At 67.0% G+C, this 18,926-nt stretch carries 17 protein-coding genes; 16 read left to right on the top strand and 1 reads right to left on the bottom strand.

Going from position 1 to position 18,926, the window contains the following annotated elements; translation table 11 throughout:
* The first annotated feature begins 133 nt into the window (after window positions 1-133).
* From U0034_RS11595 to U0034_RS11580, 4 genes are all read left to right on the top strand, one after another.
* Window positions 134-487 carry a YciI family protein gene (locus U0034_RS11595; RefSeq protein ID WP_085227755.1) on the top strand — a complete coding sequence of 118 codons (354 nt, stop codon included), beginning with the start codon at window positions 134-136 and terminating at the stop codon, window positions 485-487.
* A 107-nt stretch (window positions 488-594) separates the two neighbouring features.
* Window positions 595-1,014, top strand: coding sequence for a YciI family protein (locus tag U0034_RS11590; protein WP_085227754.1), 420 nt, complete (start codon window positions 595-597; stop codon window positions 1,012-1,014).
* Between the two features lie 9 nt (window positions 1,015-1,023).
* Window positions 1,024-2,304: an RNA polymerase sigma factor gene (locus tag U0034_RS11585; protein ID WP_085227753.1), complete on the top strand. Its 1,281-nt coding sequence runs from the start codon at window positions 1,024-1,026 to the stop codon at window positions 2,302-2,304.
* Between the two features lie 253 nt (window positions 2,305-2,557).
* Complete coding sequence (locus U0034_RS11580; protein WP_085227752.1) at window positions 2,558-4,090, top strand: S8 family peptidase; 1,533 nt, start codon at window positions 2,558-2,560, stop codon at window positions 4,088-4,090.
* Between the two features lie 45 nt (window positions 4,091-4,135).
* Here the strand turns inward: U0034_RS11580 and U0034_RS11575 are convergent, their stop codons facing one another.
* Window positions 4,136-5,233, bottom strand: a complete 1,098-nt coding sequence (locus tag U0034_RS11575; RefSeq protein WP_085227751.1) for an MBL fold metallo-hydrolase — start codon at window positions 5,231-5,233, stop codon at window positions 4,136-4,138.
* A 202-nt stretch (window positions 5,234-5,435) separates the two neighbouring features.
* Between U0034_RS11575 and U0034_RS11570 the strand changes: the two genes are divergently transcribed.
* The 12 genes from U0034_RS11570 (at window position 5,436) to bioB (ending at window position 18,891) form a co-directional block, all read left to right on the top strand.
* A complete protein-coding gene (locus tag U0034_RS11570; protein ID WP_085227750.1) occupies window positions 5,436-5,843 on the top strand; it encodes a MerR family transcriptional regulator in 408 nt (135 codons plus the stop codon).
* A complete protein-coding gene (aceK, locus tag U0034_RS11565) occupies window positions 5,840-7,678 on the top strand; it encodes a bifunctional isocitrate dehydrogenase kinase/phosphatase (RefSeq protein ID WP_085227749.1) in 1,839 nt (612 codons plus the stop codon). The genes U0034_RS11570 and aceK overlap by 4 nt, the downstream gene beginning before the upstream one ends.
* Before the next feature lie 96 nt (window positions 7,679-7,774).
* Window positions 7,775-8,539, top strand: a complete 765-nt coding sequence (can, locus tag U0034_RS11560) for a carbonate dehydratase (protein ID WP_085227748.1) — start codon at window positions 7,775-7,777, stop codon at window positions 8,537-8,539.
* Window positions 8,532-9,737: an acetyl-CoA C-acetyltransferase gene (locus U0034_RS11555; RefSeq protein WP_085227747.1), complete on the top strand. Its 1,206-nt coding sequence runs from the start codon at window positions 8,532-8,534 to the stop codon at window positions 9,735-9,737. Before can ends, U0034_RS11555 begins: the two co-directional genes overlap by 8 nt.
* Window positions 9,738-9,844: 107 nt before the next feature.
* Window positions 9,845-10,525, top strand: a complete 681-nt coding sequence (locus U0034_RS11550; RefSeq protein ID WP_085227746.1) for an SDR family oxidoreductase — start codon at window positions 9,845-9,847, stop codon at window positions 10,523-10,525.
* Window positions 10,526-10,608: 83 nt separating this feature from the next.
* Window positions 10,609-11,739, top strand: coding sequence for an acyl-CoA dehydrogenase family protein (locus U0034_RS11545; protein ID WP_085227745.1), 1,131 nt, complete (start codon window positions 10,609-10,611; stop codon window positions 11,737-11,739).
* 55 nt (window positions 11,740-11,794) lie between these two features.
* Entirely contained in the window at window positions 11,795-12,265 is a 471-nt protein-coding gene (locus U0034_RS11540; RefSeq protein ID WP_085227744.1) for a YchJ family protein, read from the top strand.
* Between the two features lie 497 nt (window positions 12,266-12,762).
* Entirely contained in the window at window positions 12,763-14,073 is a 1,311-nt protein-coding gene (locus U0034_RS11535; RefSeq protein ID WP_085227743.1) for a dienelactone hydrolase family protein, read from the top strand.
* 391 nt (window positions 14,074-14,464) lie between these two features.
* Window positions 14,465-15,829: an adenosylmethionine--8-amino-7-oxononanoate transaminase gene (bioA, locus tag U0034_RS11530; protein WP_233212040.1), complete on the top strand. Its 1,365-nt coding sequence runs from the start codon at window positions 14,465-14,467 to the stop codon at window positions 15,827-15,829.
* Window positions 15,826-17,055 carry an 8-amino-7-oxononanoate synthase gene (gene bioF, locus U0034_RS11525; RefSeq protein ID WP_085227741.1) on the top strand — a complete coding sequence of 410 codons (1,230 nt, stop codon included), beginning with the start codon at window positions 15,826-15,828 and terminating at the stop codon, window positions 17,053-17,055. The genes bioA and bioF overlap by 4 nt, the downstream gene beginning before the upstream one ends.
* Window positions 17,052-17,771: a dethiobiotin synthase gene (gene bioD, locus U0034_RS11520; protein ID WP_085227740.1), complete on the top strand. Its 720-nt coding sequence runs from the start codon at window positions 17,052-17,054 to the stop codon at window positions 17,769-17,771. The genes bioF and bioD overlap by 4 nt, the downstream gene beginning before the upstream one ends.
* An 82-nt stretch (window positions 17,772-17,853) precedes the next feature.
* Window positions 17,854-18,891, top strand: coding sequence for a biotin synthase BioB (bioB, locus tag U0034_RS11515; protein ID WP_085227739.1), 1,038 nt, complete (start codon window positions 17,854-17,856; stop codon window positions 18,889-18,891).
* Window positions 18,892-18,926: the final 35 nt, after the last annotated feature.

Here is an 18,926-nt window from a genome sequence, read left to right as displayed (position 1 = left end):
AAGACGTAGGGAGGTGGAAGGCTGCAAGCGCGCAGTTTAGCCGAACGGCCGGGTGGCAGCCGCGGCGCGCCTGCTCTATCCTTTCACCACTTTGGCGCGTACCGCTCGCGCGCCGCTTTTACCGGAGACTGCGATGGCCTATCTGCTATTGATCATGGAACCCGAGGGGCAGCGCGCCGAACGCACCCCTGAGGAAGGGCGCGCCGCCTATGACTCGATGCTGCGTTTTGCCGACGGCCTGAAGGCGCGCGGCGTGCTCGTCGCGGCCCAGGCGCTCGCTTCCGTGTCGGAAGGCGTGCGCGTGCAGGTTCGACAAGGCGAGCGGCGGCTTATCGACGGCCCCTTCGCGGAAGCCAAGGAAATGGTCGGCGGCTTTTACCTGCTCAACTGCGACCATGAGGAGGAAGCCATCGCGATCGCAGCGGAATGCCCGGCCGCGCAGTGGTGCACGGTCGAGGTGCGCCGCGTAGCGCCGTGCTACGAGTAGGGGTTTGTACGTAGTCCGTTATCGCCGCTGTCGAATACTCGCGCCGACATTCGTCGTATCGACGGGAGGCCACGAAGAGCGCCTCCACCCACCGAAGGAGAGATGCGATGCGATTCATGATCATGGTGAGAGCGACGGCCACGAGCGAAGCGGGCGTGCTTCCGGGGCCCGACGACAAAATCATGGCGGACATGGCGGCCTATCACGAGGCACTGGCCAAGGCGGGCGTGCTGCTCGACGCCAGCGGGCTGAAGCCGAGCGCCACGGGCTGGCGCGTCCGGTACTCGGGCGGCAAGCGTACCGTCATCGACGGGCCCTTTGCCGAGACGAAAGAACTGATCGCCGGATACACGCTCATCCAGGTCCGATCGCGCGAGGAAGCGATGGAATGGGCGCGCAGGTTTCCGGCTCCGTTCGACGACGCAGTGGCCTGCGAGATCGAGGTGCGCCCGCTCTACGAGCTTGAGGATTTCGAGCCCGCACCGGTTATCGACCGGTTTCGCGACCTCGAAGCCGCACGACGCTGATCCACCGCAATGACGAACGCGACCCACCGTGCCATCGAAGCCGTCTGGCGCATCGAAGCCGCGCGCGTCGTTGCGCACGCGGCCCGGCTCGTACGCGACATCGGCGTGGCGGAAGAACTGGCTCAGGACGCGCTCGTCGCGGCGCTCGAGCATTGGCCTCGTGAGGGCGTGCCCGACAATCCGGGCGCATGGCTGATGGCGACGGTCAAACACCGCGCACTCGACAAGCTGCGGCTCGATGCGCTGCACGCGCGCAAGCACGAAGCGATCGGCCGCGATCTCGACGCACTCGAGGCGCACGTCGTGCCCGATTTCGTCGACGCGCTCGATGCCGCGCGTGCGGACGATATCGGTGACGATCTGCTGAGGCTCGTATTCACGGCGTGTCACCCGGTGCTGTCCACCGACGCGCGCGTCGCGCTCACGTTAAAGCTGCTCGGCGGATTGGCAACGCACGAGATCGCACGCGCTTTTCTGGTGGCCGAGCCCACGATCGCCCAACGGATCGTGCGCGCCAAACGCACGCTGGCCGCCGCCAAGGTACCGTTCGAGGTGCCACGCGCCGAAGCGCGCGCACCTCGCCTCGCGTCCGTACTCGAGGTGGTTTATCTGATCTTCAACGAGGGGTACGCCGCCACCGCCGGTGACGACTGGATCCGGCCCGCGCTCTGCGACGAGGCGCTGCGGCTCGGGCGCATGCTCGCCGAACTCGCACAGGACGAAAGCGAGGTGCACGGGCTCGTCGCGCTGATGGAACTGCAGGCCTCCCGCCTCCATGCGCGCACCGATGCCGACGGCCGCCCCGTACTGCTTTCGGATCAGGACCGCGCGCGATGGGACCCGCTTTTGATACGGCGCGGGCTCGCGGCACTCGAACGCGCCGAGTCGCTCGGCGGCGCCCTCGGTCCCTATGCGCTGCAAGCGGCGTTGGCCGCCTGCCATGCACGCGCGAAAAGCGCTGACGAGACGGACTGGGCGCAGATCGTCGCGCTTTACGATGCGCTCGCACAGGTGAGCCCTTCTCCAGTCGTCGAACTCAATCGGGCCGTTGCCGTCGGCATGGCGTTCGGCCCCGAAGCGGCACTGCCGATCGTCGACGCACTCGCGGAAGATCCCGCACTCGCGCGCTACCACTGGCTGCCGAGCGTCCGTGGAGATCTGCTCGCGAAACTGGGGCGCCCGCGCGAGGCGCGCGCCGAATTCGAACGCGCGGCTACGATGACGCAAAACGCGCGCGAGCGCGAAATGCTGCTCGCCCGCGCGCGCGACGCAGACAGCGCAGCCGGTTGAAGCCGCGCGTGCGGGCAGCCGCGTGCGTGCCGGAACGCCGGCCGAACAGCCTGCAACAGCGTTATGCAAAGCCACTAATGAGATTCCTTTCGTCTGGTAAACGCCCGGAGCAGGTCGACTTACGAGAAATACGAGATACGGTGGGGGCGCTTCTTCATAGTCGCTTTGCGCCCGTGCGCCGGCATTGCGCCCCTGCCTGGGACCGGAGGATGGGTCGAAGCACTCACTCGGATCGATCGGAGAGGAGACTTTTATGGCCCGCATTCCAAGCACGATGGCAGCCGCATTCGTCGCCGCATGGTCTGGATCGCTGGTAGCAGCCGAATCGCCGCCGTCGACCGTCCAAGGCGAGGCCCCCTCCTCCACCGTCACACCCTCTGCGCAGAGCGGTCGCGTCGACCGCTTCATCGTCAAGCTGCGCGCACCACGGCACGGCCCCCCCGCGAGCCGCCGGGATGAAGCGCAGATCGACGTCCGCCGTGCCGTCGCTGTGACCTCCGACACCTTGCGCACTACGGCGCCTCCGGGCATTGGCGCTTCGGGAGGCCGTTCGCGGCGCGCCGCGAACGGCACCGCCTCGGCGAACCGCGTGAGCGAAGCGCGCGCCATGTCCGGCTCGGCTCACGTCGTACGGCTCGACACGTCGATTGCGCGCGACGACGCCCTCGCGCTTGCCCGGCAACTGGCGGCCCAGCCGGAAGTCGAGTACGCACAACCCGATTACCGGCTCGAGGCCTATACCGAGCCGAGCGACCCGCTCTACGGCGAGCAATGGGGCTTCCACGACGCCCTCGCAGGGGCGAACCTGCCGGCGGCGTGGCAGGCGGCGAACCAGGCGCCCGTCGTCGTCGCCGTGATCGACAGCGGCTATCGCCCGCATCCCGACCTGGCGTCCAATCTGCTGCCCGGCTACGACTTCGTCTCCGACGCGTTCTCGGCCAACGACGGCGACGGGCGCGACGCGGACGCCTCCGATCCGGGCGATTGGGCCTCGGCCGACGAATCGCTGCAGTGCGACGGCACGCGGCGCTGGGAAAAGAAGAGCACCTGGCACGGCACCCATGTCGCAGGTACGCTCGGCGCGGTCGCGAACAACAGCGTGGGCGGCGCCGGCGTGCTGTGGCAAGCGCGGATCGTGCCCGTGCGCGTGCTGGGCAAATGCGGCGGACTCGCGAGCGATATTGTCGACGGGCTGCGCTGGGCAGCCGGACTCGACGTGCCCGGCGTACCCGCCAATCCGTATCCGGCGAGGATTCTCAACGTGAGCCTCGGCACGTCGCTGCCGTGCGGCGCGGCGATGCAGGAGGCGATCCGCGAGATCGTGGCGCGCGGGGTGATCGTGGTGGCCGCCGTCGGAAACGATCGCGGTGCGGTGGGCGAGCCGGCCAGCTGCCAGGGCGCGATCGCCGTCGCGGCGGTGGATCGGCGCGGCGAGCGGGCCGCGTTCAGCAACTTCGGGCCACGCGTCGATCTGGCTGCGCCGGGCGTGAAGATCGTCTCGACCTCGAACGCGGGCACGACCGTGCCGGCCGAAGACGATTACCGCTCGGGCAGCGGCACGAGCATGGCCACGCCGCACGTGGCGGGCACCGTCGGGCTGATGCTCGCCCTCGACAGTACGCTCACGCCCGAGAGGGTACGCGCACAGCTGGTGACTTCGGCCCGGCGTTTTCCGGCCGGCTCGAGTTGCGAGCAGACCGCGGCCGGCACCGTCTGCGGCGCGGGGATGCTCGATGCGGGACAGGCTGTCGAAGCCGTAGCCGCCAGCCGCGCCGCGCGCCGGTAAGGGCGGTCCGCAACACGGCAATCGGCCTTGACGGCCCCTGTACGGTCAGGCCCCGGAGCGCGAACCGCCGCGTGCCCCGGCAAACCGCATCACGCCGTCGCGCCCGTGCGTGCGGTCGAGTTCGCCCGCCAGCCACAGCAGATGCAAATGCGCGAGCGCCTCGCCCATCGCGAACGTCATCTGATGGACGTCGAGCGGCCGCTTGAACATCATGGGCACGATGTCGGCCGCGCTTCGCGGCGCCGCCTCGCAGGCTTCACGCACCTCGGCGAGCCGCGCATCGTGATGCGCTCGCAACTGGGCGATGCGCGTGTGCAAGCCGCGAAACGGCCGGCCATGCGAGGGCAGCACGAGCGTATCGGCCGGCATCGGCTCGTAGCGGCCGAGCGACTCCAGGTACAGCGCGAGCGGATTGCCCTCGGGCTCGATATCGAAGACGGACACGTTCGTGGAAATGCGCGGCAGCACCATATCGCCGGAGATCAGCACGCCAGCGCCGGCGCTGAAGAGTGCGCAATGCTCGGGCGAATGACCGTAGCCGGTCACCACGCGCCAGTCGGACGCGCCGATGCGGACCGCTTCGCCGTCGCGCAAGCGCCGGTACTGCGGCGGCATCGAAGGCACGAGTTTCGCGTAGTAGCCGCGCCGGTGGCGCAGCTTGTCGAGCGCGGCTTCGTCAGCCAGACCGTGCAGCGCGAAGTGCCGTGCGGCCCCTTCCCCGCCCGCGTGCGAACCGTCGCCGGCCGCCATGACGCGGCCGGCCATGTACTCGCCGAGCGTCATCCATAGCCGCACGTTCCAGCGCGCCCGTTCGCCGCCGCGGCAGACCCAGTCCGCCAGCCCCAGATGATCCGGATGGCAGTGCGTAACGAGCACGCGCAGCACCGGCAAGCCCTCGAGCGCGTCGTCGAAGATCCGTTCCCAGTGCCCCTTGATCGTCTCGTCGGCGATACCGCAATCGACGACGGTCCAGCCGCGCTGCCCGTCGAATTCGTCGCGCAGTAGCCAGAGGTTGATGTGATCGAGGGCGAAGGGCAGCGGCATGCGCAGCCAATAGATGCCGGGCGCGACCTCGCGCTTCGTTCCCGGCTGCGCGAGCGCGTCGCCGAACGGATAATCCAGTTGATGTTCGAGCGCATTCATCGGCTCATGTCTCTCCCGTACCGCGTGGGCCGCCTCGTAGGAAGATTCGGTGCTCCGGCACCGTCTCGACGTTCCCCTTGCGACCGTCGGTTGCACTTTGTCGAAGTTGACGATAACGTAAACGTCGATCGATTCTACCCGGTATACTCGCCTTCCGCAGCCCGCCGCCGCCGCGGTGACCCACAGCCCGACGCGACCATCCATGAGCCAGCACTACACGATCACCGAGCTCGCGCGCGAATTCGACGTCACGCCGCGCGCCATCCGTTTCTACGAGGATCAAGGATTGCTCGCGCCGAAGCGCGAGGGCGCGAGCGGCCTGAGGCGCGTTTATTCGGGCCGCGACCGCACGCGACTGAAGCTGACGCTGCGCGGCAAGCGGCTCGGCTTTACGCTCTCCGAAATCCGCGGGCTGCTCGATCTGTACGAATCGCCCACCGATACGGTGCCGCAGCTTCAGGCGTTTCTCGCCACGATCGCCCACCACCGGGAGGTGCTCGAGCGCCAGCTGGAAGACCTGAACGCGACGCTCGAGGATCTCTCGCAGTACGAGACGCAGTGCCGCGCGATGCTGGCCGACAGCGAAGCCGCCCAGGCGGAGCGCGCATGAAACACTTCCCCAAACTGCTCTCCTCGCAAATCGGCTTCGATGTCGCGCAGTCGATCCTCGAGGGCTTCAACCGGCACTACGGCGCGTTTCGCGAGGCCGGCGTGCTCGCGAAAATGCGCTTTCAGGCGGGCGACTGGCTCGGATTGCAAAGGCTCGCGCGCGAGCGGATCGCATCCTACGACAATCGTGTCGACCAGTGTGTCGAACTGCTCGAGGACGAGTACGACGCGGAGAATATCGACGACGACGTCTGGCAGCAGATCAAGCTCCATTACATCGGCCTGCTGACGAACCACCTGCAGCCGGAATGCGCCGAGACCTTCTTCAATTCCGTCTGCTGCAAGATCCTGCACCGTTCGTATTTCAACAACGACTTCATCTTCGTGCGCCCGGTCATCTCGACCGAGTACCTCGAAAACGAAGAGCCGGCCGCGAAGCCGACCTACCGCGCCTACTATCCGAGCAAGGACGGCCTCGCCGAAACGCTCGAGCGGATCGTGACGAATTTCCAGCTCGAGGTACCGTTCGAGGATCTCAAGCGCGACGTGGCGTGCGTCATCGACATGATCCGCGACGTCTACGGGCCGTTTTCGGAAGCGTTCAACTTCCAGGTGCACGTGCTCTCGTCGCTCTTTTTCCGCAACAAGGCGGCCTACATCATCGGGCGCATCATCAACGGCGAAGTGCTGCTGCCGTTCGCCGTGCCGATCCGCCACGTGAAACCGGGCCTGCTCGCGCTCGACACCGTGCTGCTCAAGCGCGAGCAGTTGCAGATCATCTTCAGCTTTTCGCACTCGTACTTTCTCGTCGACATGGAAGTGCCGTCGGCCTACGTCGATTTTCTCGGCACGCTGATGCCCGGCAAGCCGAAGGCGGAGATCTACACGTCGGTGGGCCTGCAAAAGCAGGGCAAGAATCTTTTTTATCGCGATCTGCTCAAGCATTTGTCGCATTCGAGCGACCAGTTCGTGATTGCGCCCGGCATCAAGGGGCTCGTGATGATCGTCTTCACACTGCCGTCGTTCCCCTATGTCTTCAAGCTGATCAAGGACAACTTCCCGCCGCCCAAGGAAACGACGCGCGAGAAGATCCAGGAAAAGTATCTGCTCGTGAAGCGGCACGACCGGCTCGGGCGCATGGCCGACACGCTCGAGTATTCGAGCGTCGCGCTGCCGCTGTCACGGCTCGACGACGCGCTGCTGCGCGAACTCGAGAAAGAGGCACCCTCGATGATCGAATACGAAGGCGATTCGCTGATCATCCGTCACGTCTATATCGAGCGCCGCATGGTGCCGCTCAACCTGTTCCTGCAAAACGGCACCGAGGCCGACATCGAGCATGCGATCAAGGAGTACGGCGACGCCATCAAGGAGCTCATGCAGGCCAACATCTTCCCGGGCGACATGCTTTACAAGAATTTCGGCGTGACGCGTCACGGGCGCGTCGTCTTCTACGACTACGACGAAATCGAATACCTGACCGACTGCAACGTGCGCCGCGTGCCGCAGGCCCGGAGCGACGAAGACGAGTTGTCCGCCGAGCCGTGGTACGCCGTCGGTCCGAACGACATCTTTCCCGAAACGTACGGCACGTTCCTGCTCGGGGACCCGACCGTGCGCGAATACTTCATGCGCCATCACGCGGACTTCTTCGATCCCGCGCTCTGGCAAAAGCACAAGGAGTTGCTGCTCAAGGGCGAACTGCCCGACTTCTTTCCCTACGACCAAGGCGTGCGCTTTTGCAACCGCTATCGCGAACGCTTCGTCGCATCCGGCAACGCAACCGGCCATGCGGGGGCTCCGGCGAGCCCGGGCAACGACAAGCAGGCCGCGTAAGCGGCGGGGCGCGCGAAGCCTCGCGTGCCCGCTCCCGCGCCGCTCGCCGAGGCCCGCATCCGCCGTTGCGCAGCCGTTCAACCATCGACCGAAACCATGACCGACACTCAACATCCTCTCGCTCAATTGTTCGCCAATAACGAGGCTTGGGTCGAGCGCAAGCTCGCCGAGGACCCCGAGTACTTCTCGCGCCTGGCTCACCAGCAGGCGCCCGAATATCTCTGGATCGGCTGCTCGGACTCGCGCGTGCCGGCGAACCAGATCATCGGCCTGCCGCCCGGCGAGGTGTTCGTTCATCGCAACATCGCCAACGTCGTCGTGCACAGCGATCTGAACTGCCTGTCGGTGATCCAGTTCGCCGTCGATCTCCTCAAGGTCAAGCACATCATGGTGGTGGGCCATTACGGCTGTTCCGGCGTGGGCGCAGCGCTCGTCAACCGCCGCGTCGGGCTTGCCGACAACTGGCTCCATCACATTCACGACGTGCGCGCGAAGCATGCGGCGCTGCTCGACGAATGGCCGATGGGCGAAGTGCGGCACCGGCGCCTGGTCGAACTCAATACGATCGAACAGGTCGTCAACGTCTGCCGCACGACGATCGTGGGCGACGCCTGGGCCCGCAGCCAGCCGTTGACGGTCCACGCCTGGGCCTACGGCGTGCACGACGGCCGCGTGCGCAATCTCGGCATGACGATCTCGAACCCCGAGAAGCTGCAGAGCACGTACGAGCGCTGTATCGCAGGCCTGTCCGCGCAAGGCGCCGGTTCGGCCGGCATCGACATCGTGGCCGCCGACGCGGCCGAACTCGACAAGGTCGCGCAAATCGTCGACGGCGTCGCGAAGGAGATCAAACATGAGTGATCCCAACCAAGCTGGGCGCGATCCCATCGTGATCGTCGCCGCCGCCCGCACGCCGATGGCGGCCTTTCAGGGCGAATTCGCCTCGCTCGCCGCGCCGCAGTTGGGCGCCGCCGCCATCGCCGCCGCGCTCGAGCGCTCCGGACTGCAGGCCGCGCAAGTCGACGAGGCGCTGATGGGCTGCGTGCTGCCGGCCGGCCTCGGCCAGGCGCCGGCCCGTCAAGCCGCGCTCGGCGCGGGGCTGCCGCTCGCCACGGGCTGCACGACCATCAACAAGATGTGCGGTTCGGGCATGCGCGCCGCCATGTTCGCGCACGACATGCTCGCGGCCGGTTCGGTCGACGTGGCCGTCGCGGGCGGCATGGAAAGCATGACCAACGCCCCGTACCTGCTGCCGAAAGCACGCGCCGGCATGCGCATGGGCCACGGGCAGGTGATCGACCACATGTTCTACGACGGCCTGGAGGACGCCTACGACAAGGGCCGTCTCATGGGTACGTTCGCCGAGGAGTGCGCGGCGTCGCTCGGCTTCACGCGCGAGGCACAGGATGCGTTCGCCGTCGAATCGCTCGCGCGGGCGAAGCGCGCCAACGAGGATGGCTCGTTCGCATGGGAAATCGCGCCGGTCAAGGTGGCGGGCCGCCAGGGCGACGAAGTGACGATCGCGCGAGACGAGCAGCCGTTCAAGGCCAACGTGGAAAAGATCCCGACGCTCAAGCCCGCCTTCAGCAAGACGGGCACCGTGACCGCGGCCAACTCGTCGTCGATCTCCGACGGCGCCGCGGCGCTCGTGATGATGCGCGCCTCGACGGCCGCAAAGCTCGGTGCGACGCCGCTTGCGCACGTAGTCGGGCATTCGACGTTCGCACAGGAGCCGTCGCGGTTCACGACGGCGCCGGTAGGCGCCATTCGCAAGCTGCTCGACAGGAACGGCTGGCGGTCCGCCGACGTCGATCTGTACGAGATCAACGAAGCATTCGCGGTTGTGGCGATGGCGGCGATGAAAGAGCACGATCTCGCGCATGCGCGCGTGAACGTCAACGGTGGGGCCTGCGCGCTCGGCCACCCGATCGGCGCATCGGGCGCGCGCATTCTCGTCACGCTGATCGGTGCGCTACGCAAGCAAGGCGCCAAGCGCGGCGTCGCGAGCCTGTGCATCGGCGGCGGCGAAGCCACCGCGATGGGCATCGAGATCGTCTGACCGGCCCCCCGCGACCTTCGGGGCCGCAGGCTTTTCGGAGTCGACGGGCGCAGCGTCCGTCGGCCTGCAGACCGCCCGCTTCGCGCGGGCTTTGCGGAGAAAAATGGATGAGCACGGCATTGATCGTCGGCGCCTCGCGCGGCATCGGGCATGAATTCGTACGGCAGTATCGCAGCGCGGGCTGGCGCGTCATCGCGACGGCGCGCGACGGCAAGGCCCTCGCCGAACTCGAATCGGCGTTCGGCGCCGAGCCGCTCGCGCTCGATATCGCCGAAACCGCCGACATCGACGCGCTCGCAGACAAACTCTCCGGCGAGCGGCTAGACGTCGCCATCATCGTGGCGGGCGTTTACGGCCCTCACACCGAAGGTGTCGAACCGTTTTCGGCGGACGATTTCGACTACGTCATGAGCACGAACGTGCGCGGGCCGATGCTGCTCATGCCGGTCTTGCTGCCGCTCGTCGAATCGGTGGACGGCGTGCTCGCCGTACTCTCGAGCCGGATGGGCAGCATCGGCGAGGCGACGGGCACGACGGGTTGGCTTTATCGCGCCAGCAAGGCGGCGCTCAACAGCGCGCTGCGCGTGGCCTCGTTGCAAACGCGGCGCGCGACGTGCCTCGCGCTGAACCCCGGCTGGGTGCGCACGGACATGGGCGGGTCGGGCGCCGCGCTGACGCCCGAGCGCAGCGTGGCGGGCATGCGCGAAGTCATCGCCGAAGCGCGCGCCGCGCGCAGCGAGTTCAACGGGCGGTTCGTTCAGTACGACGGCACCGCGGTGGAGTGGTAAGCGAGTGGACGAACGCCGCACAAGAACACGGCAAGCGAAACACGAGACGTCAGCCGGACGACGCGAACAGGAGACGAACGAACATGGTGCTTGACCAGGATCACACGATGATCCGCGACGCGGTGCGCAGCTTCGTACAGGATGCAATCGTCCCCCAGGCCGCGGCCTGGGACCGCGAGCGCACCTTTCCGAAGGACGTGCACCGCCAACTTGCCGAACTCGGCGCCTATGGCGTGCTCGTGCCGCAGGCGTATGGCGGCGCGGGGCTCGATGCGCTCGCGCTCGCGCTGATTCTCGAGGAAATCGCAGCCGGCGACGGCGGCACCTCCACAGCCGTGTCGGTCAACAACTGCCCCGTGTGCAGCATCCTGCTCGCCTTCGGCGACGACACGCAAAAGCGCGACTGGCTTGGGCCGCTCGCGCGCGGCGAAATGCTCGGCGCGTTCTGCCTGACGGAGCCGCAGGCAGGCTCCGATGCGTCGGCGCTGCGCACGACAGCCCGCCGCGAGGGCGACACGTACGTTCTCGACGGCGTGAAGCAGTTCATCACGAGCGGCAAGAACGGCGACGTCGCGATCGTGCTCGCGGTCACCGACAAAACGGCCGGCAAGCGCGGCATCAGCGCATTCATCGTGCCGACGGCCACGCCCGGCTACGTGGTCGCGCGGCTCGAGGACAAGCTCGGGCAGCATTCGTCGGATACGGCGCAGATCCTCTTCGATCAGTGCCGCATTCCGGCCGCCAACCGCATCGGCGCCGAGGGCGAGGGTTACCGGATCGCCCTTTCGGGGCTCGAAGGCGGGCGCATCGGCATCGCGGCTCAAAGCGTCGGCATGGCGCGCGCCGCCTTCGAGGCCGCGCTCGCCTATTCCAAGGAACGCGAAAGCTTCGGCCAGCGCACGTTCGATCATCAAGCCGTACAGTTCCGTTTCGCGGAAATGGCGACGCAGCTCGAAGCCGCGCGTCAGCTCGTCTGGCATGCGGCCGCGCTCAAGGATGCGGGCCTGCCGTGCCTCGCCGAGGCAGCCATGGCGAAGCTCTTCGCGTCCGAGGCCGCCGAGCGGATTTGCTCCGCCGCACTGCAGGCATTCGGCGGCTATGGGTACGTGAACGACTTTCCGGTCGAGCGCATCTATCGCGACGTGCGCGTCTGCCAGATTTACGAGGGCACGAGCGATATACAGAAGATCCTTATCGCCCGCGCTCTGGCGTAACACGGAATCGGGCCGCGCGGCGCCCTTCGACAGCAAAATGTAAACATTCGAACCGATGAGGACTCCGAAAGATTCCACGCACAAAGCGCCCCTGCCCCCGGCCGGCGAGCCGTGCCCCTGTGGGGGAGCGGCACCAGGGCGCCCAGCCGACGCCAAGGCACCGCGCTTCGCCGAGTGCTGCGGGCGTTACTTGAGCGGAGCCAGGCCGGCGCCGACGGCGCTCGAGCTGATGCGCTCGCGCTACAGCGCCTATGTGATCGGCGATACCCACTATTTGCGCGACACCTGGGACCCGGCCACCTGCCCGCCCGATCTCGACGTCGATCCCGATGCGCCGGACGCGCCGCGTTGGCTGGGGCTGCAGATCAAGCACGCGCAGCAGATCGACGACGCCCATGCGACGGTCGAGTTCGTCGCCCGCTACAAGTCGGGCGCGCGCGGCCACCGCCTGCACGAGGTGAGCCGCTTTGCGCGCGATGCGGTGGGACGCTGGCGCTATGTGGACGGTGACGTAAGCGAGCGCTGACATCGCGCTTCGCGATGCCTGCGGTGCCTGCGGTGCCTGCGATCCCTGCGATCCCTGCGATCCCTGCGATCCCTGCGGCGGGCATCCGCGTGCCGCCGTCGGAACCACCCCGCTTCGCTGTGGCATCGAGACCGGGTTCTCCAGCATTGCACATGCGGATTTTGTCCGGCTAGGATGAGGGCTCGCTTGTGACGCGCATCGTTCAGACGATTTCCGAATCTTCGCCAATCGCCTGCGGCTTGCGTTTGCCGTCAAAATCACGTCAGGCAATCGATCGGCTCGCCCGCCGGTTTTGCCCCTGGCGTGCGATGCGCGCCACGCTCCCGCGCTCTTCCGCCGTCGCGCCGGCTCGTCCGGTCTGCCAAGAGGCGAATTGCGGCCATTGCCGGTCTCTTTTCGAGCAAAGGCCTTGCAGGAAGAGCGCGGATACTGATTCGAACAGGTTGTAACCGGACGGTGGAACCGTCCTTTGAAAGCATCGTTCAGAGCAGGCGCGCATGAGTTGGAAAAACGTGTTGGTCGGATGGTTGAGCGCGTGCGCATGGGTTGCCGCCCATGCGGGATCGGGCGCCGCGTCACACGATGCGACGCTCGCCTCGAACGAGCCGGGTCCCCTTTCGGCCGCCAATGTCGCACGGCTCGACTTCGGCGACACCGGCTTGCCGCACCTGGCCGCCGATCTGAACGAGCGCATCGTACGCATCCCCGTCGGCTCCACTGGCTCGCTGACGCTCGAAGCCACGATTTTCAAGCCGGACGGCGCGGGCCCTTTCCCTATGGTCGTGTTCAACCACGGCAAGATGCCGGGCGACCCCCGCCAGCAGGCCCGCAGCCGCCCGCTCGCATTCGCGCGCGAGTTCGTGCGCCGCGGCTACGTCGTGGTTGCCCCCAACCGTGAAGGCTTCGCCAATTCCGGCGGCACCTACCGCCAGGAAGGCTGCGACGTGGCCAGGAACGGCATGGCGCAGGCGGAGGATGTTGCCGCGACCGTCGCCTATATGGCGAAGCAGCCCTATGTGGATGCGTCGCATATGGTCGTGGCCGGCACATCGCACGGCGGCCTCGCGACCATCGCCTACGGCGCGGCAGCCGCGCCCGGCGTGCGCGGCCTCATCAATTTCGCGGGCGGCCTGCGGCAAGACGCCTGCAGCGACTGGCAGCGGCATCTCACCCAGGCATTCGATGCTTACGGCGAGCATGCAACTGTGCCGTCTCTCTGGATCTACGGCGACAACGATTCGATCTGGACCCCCACGCTCATTTCGGGCATGTACGCCGCCTATACGGAGCATGGCGCACCGGCGCAGATGGTCGACTTCGGCAATTACAAGAACGACGCGCACCGGCTCGTCGTCGACCGCGACGGGGTGAACATCTGGTGGCCGTCGGTCGACGCATTCCTCACGCGCATCGGCATGCCCACGCGTGCGCTCTATTACGTCGAAAACCCCGCCGCGCCGCATGCAAGCGGCTTCGCCTCGCTCGATTCGATCAACGCCGTACCGTACCTCGATGCCGCGGGCCGTGCGGCCTATCGCAAGTTCCTTCATCAATATCCGAGCCGCGCGTTCGCGATTTCGGACTCGGGCGCCTGGTCGTGGGCGGAAGGCGGCGACGATCCCATGTCTGTCGCACTGGCCAACTGCCGCAGGGAAAACAGCGGCTCGCCTTGCCGGCTCTATGCCGTGAACGACAAGGTCGTCTGGAGCGACCAGACGAGCACCGCCTCCGCTGCATCGCCCGACGATCAGCGCGACGCCTCGCACTCCCCCTACACGGTGGCCGACCGCTCGGTCGCCAGCCGCTGACACTCGTTCCCGCATAGCCGCGTAGCCGCTCGCATGCGCCCGACATTCGGGCGCCGAGCGGTTTTTCGTGCGTCACCCCGCCGTTTTTCCTCGCTTTTTTATGCCCTCGCACAGATTTTTTTCAGTGCATGGGCTCACTCTGCCGTCGTCAACTGCTTCCAATCGAAACGATCTGTCGAAAAGCGTTTCCAGAAGCGCCGATCGGCCGCGAAAAGTGGCTTACGGCGCGCGCCCTTCGGCGCTCGCATCGTCCGGCGGAACGCGCTACTCTCACGTCCGCTCCCGTTCTGCCCGCTCGCCTCGCGGCCCATAAAACGAGGGGCATATCGCGCTTTTTTGCATGGACGCTATGGGGCGAGACGTCCGTGCCTCGGAGTTCCGATTGGAAAGATTGGCGAACGTCGAAACCGGCCGCACCGGCTCGCGCGAGTGGATTGCGCGCAGCCTCGCCGCGGTCTGGCATCCCTGCACACAGATGAAACATCACGAGCGCCTGCCGCTTATCGCACTCGCGCGCGGCGAGGGCCCCTGGCTCTTCGACCAGGACGGCCGCCGCTACCTCGATGCGATCAGCTCCTGGTGGGTCAACCTGTTCGGCCACGCGAATCCGCATATCAATGCGGCGCTGAAGGCGCAGCTCGATACGCTGGAGCATGCGATGCTCGCCGGCTGCACGCATACGGCCGCGGTGGAACTCGCCGAGCGGCTCGCGGCTCGCACGCAGCACACGCTCGGGCACGCGTTTTTCGCGTCGGACGGCGCATCGGCCATCGAAATCGCGCTGAAGATGAGCTTTCATTACTGGCGCAACGCGGGCCGCTCGGCCAAGCGCGAGTTCGCATGCGTAGCCAACGGTTATCACGGCGAGACGATCGGTGCGCTCGGGGTGACCGACGTCGCGCTCTTCAAGGATGCCTACGATGCGCTGATCCAGCGCGCACATGTGGTGGCCTCGCCCGACGCACGGCAGGCTGCCGCGGGAGAAACCGCCGCCGACGTTGCCGCGCGCGCGCTCGATAGCGTGCGCGCGCTGTTCGAAGCGCGCGCCGGGCAGATCGCGGCCATCGTCGTCGAGCCGCTCGTGCAGTGCGCAACAGGCATGGCGATGCACGATCCGTCATACCTGAGCGGCTTGCGCGCGCTCTGCGATCGCTACGACGTCCATCTGATCGCAGACGAGATCGCCGTCGGCTGCGGCCGCACCGGCACGTTCTTCGCCTGCGAGCAGGCAGCAATCTGGCCGGACTTCCTCTGTCTGTCGAAAGGCATTAGCGGTGGATACCTGCCCTTGTCGATCGTGCTCACACGCGACGCGGTTTTCGACGCGTTCTACGACGACGATGTCACGCGCGGCTTTCTCCATTCGCATTCCTACACGGGTAACCCCCTTGCCTGCCGCGCTGCGCTCGCCACACTCGATCTGTTCGAGCATGAAGCGGTGCTCGTGTCGAACGAGCGAAAATCGTCGGCGCTCTTCGATGCGCTGGCGCCGCTCGCATCGCACGACGCAGTCCGCCATCTGCGCCGCCGCGGCACCATCATTGCCTTCGATGCGGCGCTCGACGGGGACGCGGCGCGCACGTTCGCACGCCGCTTTTTCGAACAGGCGCTCTCGCGCGAGGTACTGCTGCGGCCGATCGGAACAACGGTCTATCTGATGCCGCCCTATGTTTTGGACTCCGAAACGATAGCGCTGCTGGCGGCGCGCACGTGCGACGCGTTCGACGCGACGCTCGGGGGAGGAACGGGGCGATGATGCTGCTCGACACACTTCGCGCGGGCCTCGCCGATCTCGACGCGCGCGGACTCACGCGCCGCCGGCGCGTGGCCGACACCGGATGCGCCGCGCACATGCGCGTGGACGGACGCGCGCTCGTGGGCTTCGCGAGCAACGACTATCTGGGGCTCGCCGCGCATCCGGCACTGGTTGCCGCGCTTGCCGAAGGCAGCGCGCGATACGGCGCCGGCAGCGGGGGCTCTCATCTGCTCGGCGGACACTCGCGCGCGCACGTGCGACTGGAGGACGACCTCGCCGCGTTTTGCGGCGGCTTCGTCGACACGCCACGCGCGCTCGGCTTCAGCACGGGCTACATGGCGAATCTGGCAGCGTTGACTACGCTCGCCGGACGCGGGACAACGCTCTTTTCGGATGCGCTCAATCACGCCTCCCTGATCGACGGCGCACGGCTTTCGCGCGCCGAGGTGCAGATCTATCCGCATGCGGACATCGAGGCGCTCGCCGCCATGCTCGATGCATCCGACGCGAGCGTGAAGGTTATCGTGACCGACGCAGTGTTCAGCATGGACGGCAACGTCGCGCCGTTGCCCGCGCTGCTGGAGCTGGCCGAAAGGTACGGCGCCTGGCTCGTCGTCGACGATGCACACGGCTTCGGTGTGCTCGGTCCGCAAGGGCGCGGTGCGCTCGCCGAGGCTGCGTTGCGCTCAGCGCATCTCGTCTACATCTGCACGTTCGGCAAGGCGGCCGGCGTGGCGGGCGCTGCCGTCGTCGCGCACGAAACCGTCATCGAATGGCTCGTGCAGCGCGCGCGCCCCTACATCTTCACGACAGCCGCGCCGCCTGCCGTGGCGCATGCGGTATCGGCGAGCCTCGCGCTCATCGCCAGCGATGAAGGCGACGCACGGCGCGCGCACCTCCAAGCCCTGATCGAACGCACGCGCGAGCTGATGCGCGCGACGCGCTGGCAACCCGTGGATTCGCATACGGCCATTCAGCCACTCGTCATTGGCGACAACGAGGCAACCCTCGCACTTTCCGCGCGCCTCGAGCGCGAGGGACTCTGGGTGCCGGCAATTCGCCCGCCCACGGTGCCGGCGGGTACGTCGCGGCTGCGCATCTCGCTCTCGGCAGGGCACACGCTCGACGATCTGGACCGGCTCGGAGCCGCGCTGTCGACGATCGACGCGACCGACGGCACGGGCGCAGCCGGCCAAGCCGGCCCCTGTGAAGGAGATCGGTCATGAACGCCCCACTATCGCTTTTCGTCACGGGCACCGATACGGAAATCGGCAAGACGTTCGTCTCATGCGCGCTGCTACGCGGCTTCGCACGCGCAGGGCTGCGCGCCGCGGCTATGAAACCCGTGGCGGCCGGCGCATTCGAGCGCGAAGGCCAGTGGCTCAACGAAGACGCCGAGGCGCTCGACGCAGCGGCGTCGGTGCTGCTGCCGCCCGAGGTTCGCACACCGTTCCTGCTCAAGGCTCCTGCCGCGCCGCATATCGTTGCCGCGCACGAAGGCGTGACGCTCGATATCGCACACATCGTCGCATGCCACCGCGAAGCAATGACGCAAGCCGACGTCGTAGTCGTGGAGGGGGTAGGCGGCTTTCGCGTGCCCCTCACGGAGACGCACGACACCGCCGATCTCGCCTGCGCACTGGCGCTGCCCGTGGTGCTCGTGGTCGGCGTGCGCCTCGGATGCATCAGCCACGCGTTGCTGACGGCCGAGGCGATCGCCCGACGCGGCCTTGCGATCGCAGGCTGGGTGGCGAACATCGTCGATCCGGCCATGCGCTACGCCGAGGAAAACGTCGACGCGCTGCGCAGCCGCCTCGCGCGCGAGCACGGCGCGCCGCTCATCGGCACCGTGCCTCGCCTTTCGCCAGCGTCGGACGAGGCGGCGCTCGCGCATCTCGACGTCGGCGCCCTCCTGCTTACCCTGCGCGCGACCGCGCATTGACGCTTGCGCATTGCATCTCATTGCATCTCATCGACCACCACCGTACTTCATTGCCCTTCATTGCCCAACGAGGATTGACGACATGACTCAAGCCCAAACCGCAGCGACATCGGCCGCAGCCGCCGCGCCTCGTCAAGGCGCCGCGCGCTGGCGCGTGGCCGACGTCGTGGCACTTTACGAACTGCCATTCAACGATCTGCTGTTCCGCGCCCAACAGGTACACCGCGAGCATTTCGATGCGAACGCCGTTCAGCTTTCGACGCTGCTGTCGATCAAAACCGGTGGGTGCGAGGAAGACTGCAAGTACTGCTCGCAATCGTCGCACTACGACACGGGCCTGAAAGCCGAAAAGCTCATGGACGTCGAGAACGTACTCGCCGCCGCGCGGCGCGCGAAGGAGAGCGGCGCGACGCGCTTTTGCATGGGTGCCGCCTGGCGCAACCCCAAGGACCGGCACATCGAGCCGATCCAGGACATGATCCGAGGCGTGAAGGCGATGGGGCTCGAAACCTGCATGACGCTCGGCATGCTCGAGCAACATCAGGCGCAGGCCCTGCGCGAAGCAGGCCTCGACTACTACAACCACAACCTCGATACGTCGCCCGAGTTCTACGGCCAGATCGTTTCGACGCGGACTTATCAGGACCGCCTCGACACCCTCGAGCACGTGCGCGACGCCGGCATCAACGTGTGCTGCGGCGGCATCATCGGCATGGGTGAATCCCGCCGCGAGCGAGCGGGGCTCCTCGCACAGCTCGCGAACATGGACCCGTATCCCGAGTCGGTGCCGATCAATCATCTGGTGGCGATCGAAGGCACGCCGCTCGGCCAGATCGAGCCGCTCGACCCGTTCGAGTTCGTGCGAACGATCGCCATTGCCCGCATCACCATGCCGCGCGCGATGGTGCGCCTGTCCGCGGGACGCCAGCAGATGGACGACGGCTTGCAGGCACTGTGCTTCCTTGCCGGCGCGAATTCGATCTTTTATGGCGACGTACTGCTGACGACGGGCAATCCGCAGGCCGACAGCGACCGCAGACTGCTCGAGAGGCTCGGTATCCACGCCCAAGGTGCCGATACGCTGCCGGCCGCTCCGTGCTGCTCGCCCGAAGGCAACTGAGGCCACAGGCGGTACCGCGCCGAACCGGCACCCGG

The organism is Trinickia caryophylli (genome assembly GCF_034424545.1).
Lineage (GTDB): Bacteria > Pseudomonadota > Gammaproteobacteria > Burkholderiales > Burkholderiaceae > Trinickia > Trinickia caryophylli.
This window is presented reverse-complemented; position numbering and strand designations above follow the sequence as displayed.